Origin of the sequence: Nocardia sp. CC201C (assembly GCF_030010695.1) — a bacterium.
Lineage (GTDB): Bacteria > Actinomycetota > Actinomycetes > Mycobacteriales > Mycobacteriaceae > Nocardia > Nocardia otitidiscaviarum.
Map to the genome: position 1 here is coordinate 1 of NZ_JASCXP010000247.1, position 10,889 is coordinate 10,889.

The 10,889-nt window shown below is 68.9% G+C and carries 14 protein-coding genes and 1 tRNA gene; 4 read left to right on the plus strand and 11 right to left on the minus strand.

Features of this window, described 5'->3' with window-relative positions; all coding sequences use genetic code 11:
• Positions 1-23: 23 nt before the first annotated feature.
• The 4 genes from QK444_RS23295 to QK444_RS23310 all read right to left on the minus strand — a co-directional run bounded on the left by QK444_RS23295 (position 24) and on the right by QK444_RS23310 (position 3,803).
• Entirely contained in the window at positions 24-560 is a 537-nt protein-coding gene (locus tag QK444_RS23295; protein WP_282783656.1) for a YbhB/YbcL family Raf kinase inhibitor-like protein, read from the minus strand.
• A 19-nt stretch (positions 561-579) separates the two neighbouring features.
• A complete protein-coding gene (locus QK444_RS23300) occupies positions 580-1,929 on the minus strand; it encodes a M20/M25/M40 family metallo-hydrolase (protein WP_282783658.1) in 1,350 nt (449 codons plus the stop codon).
• A gap of 69 nt (positions 1,930-1,998) precedes the next feature.
• Positions 1,999-3,213, minus strand: coding sequence for a hypothetical protein (locus QK444_RS23305; protein ID WP_282783660.1), 1,215 nt, complete (start codon positions 3,211-3,213; stop codon positions 1,999-2,001).
• Between the two features lie 230 nt (positions 3,214-3,443).
• The gene (locus QK444_RS23310) at positions 3,444-3,803 is read right to left on the minus strand and encodes a helix-turn-helix domain-containing protein (protein WP_282783661.1); all 360 of its coding nucleotides are present in this window, start codon (positions 3,801-3,803) and stop codon (positions 3,444-3,446) included.
• A gap of 140 nt (positions 3,804-3,943) precedes the next feature.
• Here QK444_RS23310 and QK444_RS23315 point away from each other — a divergent pair, with 140 nt between their 5' ends.
• Entirely contained in the window at positions 3,944-4,813 is an 870-nt protein-coding gene (locus tag QK444_RS23315) for an NAD(P)-binding domain-containing protein (protein WP_282783663.1), read from the plus strand.
• Between the two features lie 210 nt (positions 4,814-5,023).
• On the opposite strand, the gene QK444_RS23320 is transcribed toward QK444_RS23315, so the two are convergent.
• Both QK444_RS23320 and QK444_RS23325 read right to left on the minus strand, forming a co-directional pair.
• Complete coding sequence (locus QK444_RS23320; RefSeq protein WP_282783664.1) at positions 5,024-6,247, minus strand: hypothetical protein; 1,224 nt, start codon at positions 6,245-6,247, stop codon at positions 5,024-5,026.
• Positions 6,247-6,468, minus strand: a complete 222-nt coding sequence (locus tag QK444_RS23325; RefSeq protein ID WP_282783666.1) for a hypothetical protein — start codon at positions 6,466-6,468, stop codon at positions 6,247-6,249. The genes QK444_RS23320 and QK444_RS23325 overlap by 1 nt, the downstream gene beginning before the upstream one ends.
• 152 nt (positions 6,469-6,620) lie before the next feature.
• On the opposite strand from QK444_RS23325, the gene QK444_RS23330 reads away from it, so the two are divergent.
• Positions 6,621-7,121 carry a nitroreductase/quinone reductase family protein gene (locus QK444_RS23330; RefSeq protein WP_282783667.1) on the plus strand — a complete coding sequence of 167 codons (501 nt, stop codon included), beginning with the start codon at positions 6,621-6,623 and terminating at the stop codon, positions 7,119-7,121.
• Between the two features lie 30 nt (positions 7,122-7,151).
• On the opposite strand, the gene QK444_RS23335 is transcribed toward QK444_RS23330, so the two are convergent.
• Both QK444_RS23335 and QK444_RS23340 read right to left on the minus strand, forming a co-directional pair.
• Positions 7,152-7,466, minus strand: coding sequence for a hypothetical protein (locus QK444_RS23335; protein ID WP_282783669.1), 315 nt, complete (start codon positions 7,464-7,466; stop codon positions 7,152-7,154).
• A 212-nt stretch (positions 7,467-7,678) separates the two neighbouring features.
• Positions 7,679-8,524: a hypothetical protein gene (locus QK444_RS23340; protein ID WP_282783671.1), complete on the minus strand. Its 846-nt coding sequence runs from the start codon at positions 8,522-8,524 to the stop codon at positions 7,679-7,681.
• Positions 8,525-8,902: 378 nt separating this feature from the next.
• Here QK444_RS23340 and mihF point away from each other — a divergent pair, with 378 nt between their 5' ends.
• Entirely contained in the window at positions 8,903-9,217 is a 315-nt protein-coding gene (gene mihF, locus QK444_RS23345) for an integration host factor, actinobacterial type (protein ID WP_029927743.1), read from the plus strand.
• 194 nt (positions 9,218-9,411) lie between these two features.
• Positions 9,412-9,496, plus strand: a tRNA-Leu gene (locus QK444_RS23350).
• Between the two features lie 262 nt (positions 9,497-9,758).
• On the opposite strand, the gene QK444_RS23355 is transcribed toward QK444_RS23350, so the two are convergent.
• The 3 genes from QK444_RS23355 to QK444_RS23365 form a co-directional block, all read right to left on the minus strand.
• Positions 9,759-10,073, minus strand: a complete 315-nt coding sequence (locus QK444_RS23355) for a hypothetical protein (protein WP_282783674.1) — start codon at positions 10,071-10,073, stop codon at positions 9,759-9,761.
• Positions 10,070-10,279 carry a hypothetical protein gene (locus QK444_RS23360; RefSeq protein WP_282783675.1) on the minus strand — a complete coding sequence of 70 codons (210 nt, stop codon included), beginning with the start codon at positions 10,277-10,279 and terminating at the stop codon, positions 10,070-10,072. The genes QK444_RS23355 and QK444_RS23360 overlap by 4 nt, the downstream gene beginning before the upstream one ends.
• 70 nt (positions 10,280-10,349) lie before the next feature.
• On the minus strand, positions 10,350-10,889 hold a 540-nt coding region (locus tag QK444_RS23365), incomplete at its 5' end, for a BCCT family transporter (RefSeq protein ID WP_282783676.1).

Genomic DNA, 10,889 nt, shown 5'->3' on the forward strand with positions numbered 1-10,889 from the left:
GGTTCAGCGCGGAGCGCGTCCGCTCACTTCTGCTCGTAGGTCGCCACCAGGGTCGCGCGCGCGATGGCGTGCGAGAACAGGTTGAACCCCAGGTAGGCCGGGCTGGCGCTGCCGTCGATGCCCAGCGACTCCACATCCACCGCGTGCACCACGATGAAGTACCGATGGTAGCCGTGTCCGGGCGGCGGCGCGGCGCCCACGAATCCGGCGAAGCCGCCGTCGTTGCGCAGCTGCACCGCACCCGCGGGCAGGGTGCCGCCCTCACTGCCCGCCCCGCTGTCGAGCGAGGTGACCGCGGCCGGGATGTCGGCGACCGCCCAGTGCCAGAAGCCGGAGGCGGTCGGCGCGTCCGGATCGAAGACGGTGACCGCGAAACTCTTGGTCTCGGCGGGGAATCCGCTCCACGACAGCTGCGGCGACACATCCTTGCCGCCCGCGCCGAACACCCCGCTGACCTGATCGTTGCCGAACGGCTGGCCGTCGGTCACATCGGAGGAGGTGAGGGTGAAGCCCGGCAGGTCGGGCAGCGGCGCGTAGGGGTTGTAGTCGTAATCGGGCACGGGTGAGTCCTTTCGCGAGTCAGCTGTGCAGCAGGAAGTGTTCCAGCACGCGGGTGCCGAATTCGAGGGATTCCACCGGAACCCGTTCGTCGACACCGTGGAACAGTGCGGTGAAGTCCAGCTCCGGCGGCAACTGCAGCGGTGCGAAGCCGAAGCACCGAATTCCCAAGGTGGCGAACGCTTTCGCGTCGGTGCCACCGGAGAGCATATAGGGCACGGTACGCCCGTTCGGGTCGTGGGCGAGGATGGCGGCGTTCATGGCGTCCACCAGGTGTCCGTCGAATGTCGTTTCGTAGGAGTCGAGCTTGGTGATCCATTCGCGCTCCACATCCGGGCCGATGAGCGCGTCGACCTCGCGCTCGAATTCGGCTTGTCGGCCCGGCACCACCCGGCAGTCCACCACCGCCTCGGCGGTCTGCGGGATCACATTGGCCTTGTAGCCCGCCCGCAGCATGGTCGGGTTGGCGGTATCGCGCAGCGTCGCGCCGATGATGCGGGAGATGGTGCCCAGCTTCGCCAGCTGCCCTTCGATATCCGGGCTGGCCGGATCGAATTCGAGCCCGGACTCCTCGGCGACGGCGGCCAGGAATTCCGCCACCGAATCCGATACCACCAGCGGGAAGGTGTGCGTGCCGAGCCGCGCCACCGCCTGGGCCAGGATGGTGACGGCATTGTCCTCGTGCAGGAAGGAGCCGTGTCCGGCGCGGGCCTTGGCGCGCAAACGCATCCAGCCCAAACCCTTTTCGGCGGTCTCCACCAGGTACAGCCGCCGGTCGGTGCCGTCGGCCTTGGGCACGGTGAGCGAGAAGCCGCCGACCTCGCCGACCGCCTCGGTGACGCCGTCGAACAGGTCGGGCCGGTTGCGCACCAGCCACTGCGACCCCCACTTGCCGCCGTTCTCCTCGTCGGCGAGGAACGCCCACACGATATCGCGCGGCGGTACGGTGCCCGCCATCTTGAACTGGCGGGCGATGGCCAGCATCATGCCGACCATATCCTTCATATCGACCGCGCCGCGGCCCCACACGTAGCCGTCGCGCACCGCGCCGGAGAACGGGTGCACACTCCAGTCGGCGGCCTCCGCGGGCACCACGTCGAGGTGCCCGTGCATCATGAGCGCCCCGCGCGAGGAGTCCGCGCCTTTCAACCGCGCGAACACATTGCCGCGGCCCGGCGCACCCGATTCCACGTACTCGGTGACGTATCCGGCCTGTTGCAGCTGATCGGCCACCCATTGCGCGCATTCACGCTCGCCCTTGGTGGTTTCCAGTTCGCCGGTGTTGGAGGTGTCGAAGCGGATCAGCGTGCTGACCAGATCGACCACTTCGGAGACGGCGCGGGAGGTGCTGGGTTCGACGGTTTCGGACACGTCCCCTTTCCTACCACTCCGGTAGGGGTGGATGCTGCGCGGTGGCCGCGTCCACGGTGAGCCGCCGCGTCAGCGATAGAGCCGCAGCGTGGCGGTGAGCGTGGCCAGCAATGGTTCCAAGCGCTGGTCCTGGATGCGTCGTTCCAGCACCTCGAGATTCAGTCGGGGCGCACGGGCCCAGCGTTGCGCCATCAGGGCTTGGGCGTCGACGTCGGCCCCGGCCAGCACCCACAGCAGCGGCGGCCACAGCCGCGCGGCCTGCGCGATGGTCGGCAGCATGTGCAGGGTCGCCGGATCGAGTTGGGAGAGCCGGGCGCCCGCGTGGCGGCGCACCTCCCCGGGGGTGCGGGCCAGCAGTTCCAGCATGCCCCGCCAGAGTGCCACCTCGGTGCAGCCCTCGCAGGCGGTGACGAGCTGGTCGGCCACGTCGCCGATTCCGGGGTTGAGCGCCAAGCGCAGCAGCGCGGGCGTATGCAGCTGCCCGGTGAAGCGCAGCACGTCGGGCGTGCCGCCGGCGGCGACGACGGTGGTGATCAGGTCCGCGATGGCCGAGGGCGGCGTCGAGGCGAGCAGGATGTCGCCCACGGCCGCGATCACGTCGTCGTCGCAGCGCGCGAAGACCGACAGCGCCGCCAGCCGCAGTTCCTTGGACCCGTCCACGACCGTGCCCAGCATGGCGGGCAGCCGGGTGCCCCCATCCAGCAGTTGCCGCACGACGGCGCTGACCGCCGCACCCGAGTACGCGTAGGCGGCCGAGCGGATGAGGCCCTCGTCGTCGGGCACCCCCTCCTCCACCGCGCGCACCAATTCCGGTGTGGCGTAGGCGAGGAACGGTCCGGCGGTGACGTAGTCGCGGCGCACCAGCATCTCGTTCACGATGCGCACCACCGGTTCCGGCGGTGCGACGTCGGCGAGTTGTCCGACGGTGCGCGGGTCCAGATACGGCGCGCAGTCGGCGGCGTAGGACACCTCGAGCAGCCGCACCGCTTCGGCGGCCTTGCGCGGGTAGCGCACTCCCACCGCGCCCGCCGCCCGTCCGGTCATGACCGGCGGCACCACGTGCTGCACGATCGGAATGGAGATGCGCAGCGGAATGATGGGCACCAGCTTGCTCATGCGGTCGAAGACCGGGTTGTGCTGTTCGAACAGCGTGCGCGAGATGCGATCTTGCAGTTCGTGCAGGCGTTGCGCGCCCAGCTTCTCGAGATGGGCGAGCCGTTCCACGGGGACGTGCAGGGTGCGGGCGAGCAGGATGAGTTGGGCGCGTACCACGAAATCCGTCATAGGCCGAGCCGGGTCGCGCGTCGTCGGTCGAATTCGACTGTGGCGGACATCGTTTCCCCGTCCTCCGACCGTCTGGGTCGGTTCCCGTCGGCAACGGCCCCGATCATAGATCCGCCCGTCGCCAAAAATGCCCAAACCGCCCAGACTTGGCATTCATCACTAACCGCCCGCTCGGTCCCTGGGCGATATGCCGCTGGCGAACCGCCGCCGATCCCGCCCTCCGACCACGCTCAGGAGGCCAGGTGCGGTACGCGCTCCGCGCCGATGCGGTCGATGCGGCGGCGGCCCCAGTCCGCGAGCGGGGCCAGTGCGATGTTGAGCGCGGTGCCTTCGGCGGTGAGGGTGTATTCGACCCGGGGCGGGATCTCCGGATACACCTCGCGGTGGATCAGCCCGTCCGCCTCCATCTCACGCAACTGCTGACCGAGCATCTTCTCCGAGACGCCGGGCAGGCCACGGCGGAGCTCGCCGAAGCGACGGGTGCCGTGCTCGGCGAGCTCCCACAGAATGAGCGATTTCCACTTGCCGCCGACCACGTCCATGGCGGCGTCGATACCGCAGAAATATGGTCCGAATCTCTTCTCGCCCATGCCTACCCTCGCTACCTCGTCACCTACCTCGTGGTAGGTGCCTGACCGAATAGTGCGTTCTTGTGGGCCAACGCGGGCGGGAGCACTCTGGATTCCGGCGCGCCGACAAACCCCACTCGAATCTATTAAGGAGAGCCGCGATGGCGGACAACCAGCATCCCCCGGTCACCGTTCTGGGCCTCGGCGCCATGGGCTCGGTCCTGGCCGAGGCCCTGCTGAAGGGCGGGCGCAGCACCACGGTGTGGAACCGCAGCGCGGGCAAGGCCGCCGACCTGGTGGCCGCGGGAGCGACCGAGGCGGCGTCGGTCGCGGAGGCGGTGCGGGCGGGTGAGGTGATCATCGCGGTCCTGCTCGACCATGCCTCGGTGCACGAACAGCTCGATCCGGTGGCGGCCGAACTGCGCGGCAAGCAGTTGATCAACCTCACCAGCACCGCACCAGCGGAATCGCGGGAGCTGGCGCGGTGGGCGGCCGCGCACGGCATCGACTTCCTCGACGGCGGCATCATGGCGATTCCGCCCATGATCGGCCAGCCGGGGTCGTCGCTGCTCTACAGCGGATCGCAGGCGGTGTTCGACCGTCAGCGCGAGACCTTGGAACTGTTCGGCTCCGTCGAGTACTTCGGCACCGACGCCGGAATGGCAGCGCTGTTCGACTTCGCCCTGCTGGCGAATATGTACGCGATGTTCGGCGGTTTCTTCCACGCCGCGGCCATGGTCGGCTCGGCGGGCGTGTCCGCCGAGGAGTTCGGCCACCGCGCCCAGGCGTGGCTGACGGCCATGGCGCACGGACTGCCGGAGTACGGCCGCACCATCGACTCCGGTGACTTCCGCGCCGACGTCCAGCACCTGGCCTTCCAGAAGGCCGCCGTCGACGCCATCGCCCGCGCCAGCCGGGACGCCGGTGTGGCCTTGGATGTCATCGCGCCGCTGCGCAATCTCATCGACCGCCAGGTCGCCGACGGGCACGGTGCGCTCGCCTTCGAGCACACCGTCACCCAACTGCGCTGAACCCGAAGCGCCCGACGCCGAAGCGCCCGACGCCGAAGCGCCCGACGCCGAAGCGCCCGACGCCGAAGTGCCCGCCGGGAGCGTGTCAGCGGCTGTACGGTCCGCACTCGAAAGGGTGCAGACCGCACACACGCATCCGGGCGGTGGCCGACACGGCCGCGCAGGCGGCAAACGATACGGCCACAGCCGACACGGCTGCGGCCACCGTCGTCAGTGCACCAGGTGCAGGGTGGCGGTCAGTGCCGTGAGTTCCTCGTCCAGCTCGTGCTCGCGGATCCGCTGCTCCACCCCGCGGCGTTCCGGTTCCGGCAGCGTCGACCAGGTTTCGCCGATGCGGGACTGCGCGCTGGCCTCGGCGGCGGCCAACACCCGCAGCAGCGGCGGCCACAGCTCGGTCGCGCCGGTGACGGCCGGGAGCCGCGCGAGCGTCGCGATGTCGAAGTCGCCGAGTCGGGTGCCGATGCGACGGGCGGTGTCCGGCTCGACGTGTTCGGCCAGCGCCAACAGGCCCCGCCACTGGTCGTGTTCGGCGCACCCGTCCAGCACGTCGACGACGGTCGTGACGGTGGCGGTGTCGCGCATGATCGGATTGCCCGCCAGCACCGCCAGCGCCGCGGGGTTCAGGTGGGCGATGAACCGCAGGGTCTCCGGCACCGCCTCGGCCGCCACGAAGGTGGTGACGAGGTCCGCGATCTCCTCGGGCGTGCCGACCTCGAAGAGGATGTCGCCGATGGCGGCGATCACGTCGGAGTCGGTGCGCGCGAACACCGACAGCGCCGCCAGCCGCAGTTCGGCGGGCCCGCTCACGATGGTCTGGATCAGCCGGGGGATGCGCTGTGTCGGGCCGTCCAGCAGATGCCGCACGATGACGCTGATGCTCTCGCCCGAATACGAGTAGGCCGCCGACCGGATGAGCCCCTCGTCGTCGTGCACCCCGTGTTCGACAGCTTCGATCAACTGCGGGGTGGCGTAGGCGAGGAACGGCCCGGCGGTGATGTAGTCGCGCCGCCGCAGGATCTCGTTGACGATGCGCACCACCGGTTGCGGCGGCGCGACATCGGCGAGCCGTCCCACCGTGTGCGGGTCCATGTATGGCGCGCCGTCGGCGGCATAGGCCGGATCGAGGATGTCGAGCGCCTCGACCGCCTTGCGCGGATGGTCCACGCCGATCGCGCCCGCCGCGCGACCGGCCATCACCGGCGGCACCAGCCGCTGCACCAGCGGCAGTGAAATGCTGAGCGGGACAACCGGTACCAGCATGCTCAGCCGCGAGAAGGTGGCATTGTGCCGGTCGAAGATGACGCGCGCCATGCGTTCCTGCAGTTCGTGCAACCCCTGTGCGCCCAGCTTCTCCAGATGGGTCAGTCGTTCCGCGGGTACGTGCAGCGTCCGGGCCAGCAGGATGGTCTGCGCCCGGGTGACCAGATCACTCATCAGCCCAACCGATTCCCGAACATGATCTTCTTGGCCGCGGTCTTCAACGGCCACGGCAGCGCGCTGACGGTCTTGTCGACGGCCTCCACCATGGCGGCCTGTTCGGTCCGCTGCGCCTGCTTGAACAGCTCCAGCAGATCGGCGATCTCCGCCTCCGACAGCGCGTCGAGCGAGGCCAGCGGCCCACCCAATTCCCGCTCGAGTTCGGCTCTGGCACTCATATCATTCCCCGTTCCCCGATGAACCGGATCACTCCGTGCCCCTACTTGATCACAAAACCATCGCGCCGACAATCGCTGCGCACACCGGCGCACACCGGTCGTGGGCGTGATACCGGGTTGCGTCCGAACCGATTTCGCACAGGAGCGCGGCGATGACCACACCGTCCGAGAACCCCTACGGAACGCCGACCACCGACGGCCCGCGGCCGATCGGCAAACGCCAGGACCTCTTCAACAGCGTCGTTCGCGGGCTGCTGCGGGTCCCGCTGCTGTCCGGACTCGTCGGCAAGCGGCTGGCCACCCTGCATGTGAAGGGCCGAAAGTCCGGCAGGGTCTACGACATCCCCATCGCCTACACCCGTCACGACGGGCAACTCCTCGTGGGCACCAATCTGCGGCCCTGGGTCAAGAATCTGCGCGGCAATGTCCCCGTGGAGGTTTCCCGGGGTGGCTCCCCCACGCCGATGATCGCCGACGTCGCCGAGGACGAGCGGTCGGTCATGGAGCTGTTCGAGATCGTCGCCCGCGACAACAAGCAGAACGCCGCCTTCAACGGCATCGGCTACAACCCCGACGGCTCCCCCTGCAAAGCCGACATCTACCAGACCTGGCAACAGGGCGGCGTCGTCATCCGCCTCACCCCGCTGACGTAGCCGGGCACGGTGGACCCGTGCCCGCGCCGGTCATTTGTTGAAGAAGATCCCCGCGATATCGGCGTTCTTGATCGGGGTGTCGGCATTGGCCTGCACCGAGCACAGGGCCTGGACCGCGGCCATGGTGAAGTCGACCGAGGTGCCGGTGGGCTCGTTCTCGGTATTGGTCTGCTGCTTGATGAATTTGGTGACGGTGACGCGTTGGGTGTCGGCGTCCTGCGCGAGATAGTCGCTGCACTTGGTGTCGCCGCCCTTGTTGAGGGCGCGCTCGACGTCGGAGCAGCCGCTGAGCAGGGCGACGCCGAGAACGAGGACCGCCGCGGCGGCCGTCGTCGTGGTCTTCATGTTCGTTCCTCTGGTTCACCGCGCGGCGGTGGGGTCCCGCCGCGATCGCCCGCCAGCGTAAACGCACCGCACCCACGCGTGCGCGCACGCCGCGCGGGGAAGCGGCGGCGACGTGCGAGGACCGCACCATCCGCGCGGCGGTGTGTCGCGGGGCCCCGGCCGAACGGCGCGTCGTGGCCGCTACGTCGCCCCGCGCGCGGCGGAGTGTCGGTTCAGGGGCGGTGGCCGGGGGATTCGGCGGCGCAGGCGGCGCGCCAGACGCGGGCTTCGCTGCTGTTGCCCATCCGTTCCAGCACTTCGGCGAGTCCGCTCATGGCGCGGGCGTCGCCGTGGTCGGCGGCCATCCGCCACCAGTGCGCGGCGTCGGCGTACTCGCCGCGGCGGTAGCGAACGACGCCGAGATCCCAGGCGGCTCCGATATGGCCGAATCCGGCGGCCTGGGTCCACAGTTGGCACGCCTGGTCTTCCTCGCCGCGCCCGTGCATGGCCACGCCCAGGTCGTAGAGGGCGTCGCGGTAGCGGCTGGCGTCGGCGGCCGGGCGGGGTTCGGGGAGGGCGGCGGCGGTGCCGGTGCACAGTTCCACGACGAGTTCGGTGAAGTTCGGCGCGCCGACGCCGGTGCTGCACCGCAGCACCGTGGCGGCGGGTGTGCGTTCGACGAGCATGCCGTAGTTGCCGGTCCAGGACACGGTGGTGTCGGTGTCGTCGACCCAGACGGGGGTGAGCGAGAACGATCCCGTGCCGTCGGTGCGGCACAGCCGCAGAGCGACTCCCCCGGTCATGGCGTCGCTCCAGACATCGACGCCGGGCAGCCGCCGCCCGTCCAGTACGACGTGCCCACCGGTCACGGACAGTCCGACGCCGAGGCTGCGCACGCCCTCCGGCGGTGCGGACGAGCGCAGGGTGAGCGTGACGATGCACGGATCGGTGTCGAGCGGTTCGCTGTGCACCGGGTACACGGTGCGGCCGTTCCATGCCAGGGGTTCGGCGCTGTCGTATCGGTCCGCCAGGGGTGGCGCCGTGCTTCTCCACTCGGCGTACGGATACGACCTGCTCATGCGCCCGCCTTCCACCGGTGCTCGTCGCGATACCGGCACACCGTAGTACCACCGCCCGCCGGTATGTTCCGCATTTGCCAGGAGAGGTCGCCAGCAAACGGCTGGTCGCCTGTCCGCGCAGTCCGAACGGCCGGTCGCGGTCGGGGCGGTGATCAGCGAAAGATCAGTTACCCCTGCACTTTTCGATGATCATGTGGACCCGCCGATTTCCCGTCAACCCCACCTGAAATGCCGTCCCCACCCGCCCCGGCCGCCGCACCCGCACCGACACGCCCATACGAGACTCCCAGGTCCGCGCGGTGTGTCGAACTTGCGCCCGGCCAGTCGTGATGTTGAATCGACGCCGACGTACCAGCGACGAGTGAAAGGGAACTACATATGGCTCTGCCTACCATGACCCCCGAACAACGCTCCGAGGCGCTGGCCAAGGCCGCCGCTGTTCGCAAGGCTCGTTCGGAGCTCATCGCGCAGGTCAAGAAGGGCTCGGTCAGCCTGGCCGAGGTGCTCAAGCGCGCCGATAAGGAAGACCTGGTCAAGAAGACCAAGGTCGCCGCCGTCATCAAGGCGCTGCCGGGCATCGGCCCGGTCAAGGCGGCCAAGCTGATGGACGAGGCCGAGATCCCGGCCGACCGCCGCATCGGTGGTCTGGGCTCGCGCCAGCGCGCCGCACTGCTGGAGGCGCTCAACAACTGACGCCCGGCGTCAACCGGACGGATGGTGGCGACCCCTCGCCACCAATACCGTCAGCCTCGGGGGGCCGCCCGGTCGCCACGCAATCCGACCCGGCGGCAACCACTCCCGACCACCGCTCCACCGGCGCCACCCGCCCCGCTCGGGGCCGATTTGGTCGATACGGTCCGATCCGATAACCTTGCTGAGCACCACCGGTCCGGGTGGCGGAATGGCAGACGCGCTAGCTTGAGGTGCTAGTGCCCGTATTAGGGCGTGGGGGTTCAAGTCCCCCTCCGGACACAGAGTATATGTAACCTACAGTTACACATAAAAGTCCCCGGCTCCGGTCGGGGACTTTCGCGTTCAGCGCTGATCACGACTTCGCCTCAGGCGGCGGAACCGCCTATTCTCTGCGCCGCGATGTCCGGCCGACAACGACGTTCCCTGATCAGCTCGGTGGGCTGGAAGGCGAAGGCATCGCGCATGGTCAACAGAGCGAGCTGTGTCAGCAGGTTGGAGTAGCGCGCCTGGATGTCCTCGGCCGGGCGGAGGGACGTGATCGCTACAGGTCGAACCTGACGGCGAGCACCATCTTGATGAAGTCGAGCACTTCCTGGGTCACCGTTCCGTCATAGGTCCCGGACTCCAGCACAGCGCGCACGCATGGGATGAACCGGTGCACCGCGAGCACCCGGCCCTCATCCCATCCCACCGAGAAGATCCGCAGCCCCTCCGGCATTTCCCCGGCCGCGACCACCGGCACCGCCACGGCGACATCCCGATGGCGCAGCAGTGCCGGACCATCGACGATCACCACCGTCAGATCGCCGTCACCGGCAGCGATGGTGTAGATGTCGCCCTGGCGCAGCTCCCTCACAGAGGCAGGCCCATGCCGATGCGCAGCAGGTCGGCATCACTGTGCTCCGGCGGGTTCGCCGTCTCGTGGGCGGCGATGCGCCGCATCTCCTTGTCCGCGAGCCGCTGCAGGACGGCCCGGTTGATTTCGGCACTGACGTTGCCCTGCGCGCTCGCGCGCAAGGCCTCGGCGGTCGAGTCCGGGAGGCTGATGTTCAGTTTCGCCATGCCACCACGGTAAAGCGTGGCGCTTTACCGTGGCAACTGGCTGGACGTCGATCTGATATCGGCACCACCCTCAGTCGTGGTCCGGGGAAGCCTTCTCCGCCGCAGGCGGTTCGTCCGCCGACGCTTTCGGTAGCGAGGGGCCGGCAGCGGGTGCACGGGGGCGCACCTCGACCACATCGACATCCCGTCGCAGGGCGCGCACCAGCGCCCACATCATGAAGAAGGTCAGCACATGGAAGGGCAGACCGGCGATGGTGATGGTCTGCTGGAGCGCCGCCAACCCGCTGGCTCCCACCGTGGCGACCAGCAGCGTGGCCCCGACCACGCCCTCCAGAATCGCCCAGAACACGCGCTGCCGCACCGGGCTCTTCTTCTCCTGCTCGCCCGTGCACAGCATGTCGACGACCAGTGACGCCGAGTCCGAGGAGGTGGTGAAGAAGATGACCACGATCAGGACCGCCAGCGCCACCATGAGAGTGGGTAGCGGGAACTCCTGCAGGAAGGTGAACAGGGCGTACGGCGCACCGCGGCCACCGGATTCGGTATCCATTTCGGCGACCAGTCCGCCGGAACCGTTGATCTCGATATCGAAGGCGGACAGTCCGAAGAT

What these genes read in the sequence shown, in the direction of transcription:
- QK444_RS23305 (WP_282783660.1), bottom strand. Translation starts at nt 3,213, where the DNA reads ATGACGGATTTCGTGGTACGCGCCCAACTCATCCTGCTCGCCCGCACC.
- QK444_RS23310 (WP_282783661.1), bottom strand. Translation starts at nt 3,803, where the DNA reads ATGGGCGAGAAGAGATTCGGACCATATTTCTGCGGTATCGACGCCGCC.
- QK444_RS23315 (WP_282783663.1), top strand. Translation starts at nt 3,944, where the DNA reads ATGGCGGACAACCAGCATCCCCCGGTCACCGTTCTGGGCCTCGGCGCC.
- QK444_RS23320 (WP_282783664.1), bottom strand. Translation starts at nt 6,247, where the DNA reads ATGAGTGATCTGGTCACCCGGGCGCAGACCATCCTGCTGGCCCGGACG.
- QK444_RS23325 (WP_282783666.1), bottom strand. Translation starts at nt 6,468, where the DNA reads ATGAGTGCCAGAGCCGAACTCGAGCGGGAATTGGGTGGGCCGCTGGCC.
- QK444_RS23330 (WP_282783667.1), top strand. Translation starts at nt 6,621, where the DNA reads ATGACCACACCGTCCGAGAACCCCTACGGAACGCCGACCACCGACGGC.
- QK444_RS23335 (WP_282783669.1), bottom strand. Translation starts at nt 7,466, where the DNA reads ATGAAGACCACGACGACGGCCGCCGCGGCGGTCCTCGTTCTCGGCGTC.
- QK444_RS23340 (WP_282783671.1), bottom strand. Translation starts at nt 8,524, where the DNA reads ATGAGCAGGTCGTATCCGTACGCCGAGTGGAGAAGCACGGCGCCACCC.
- mihF (WP_029927743.1), top strand. Translation starts at nt 8,903, where the DNA reads ATGGCTCTGCCTACCATGACCCCCGAACAACGCTCCGAGGCGCTGGCC.
- QK444_RS23360 (WP_282783675.1), bottom strand. Translation starts at nt 10,279, where the DNA reads ATGGCGAAACTGAACATCAGCCTCCCGGACTCGACCGCCGAGGCCTTG.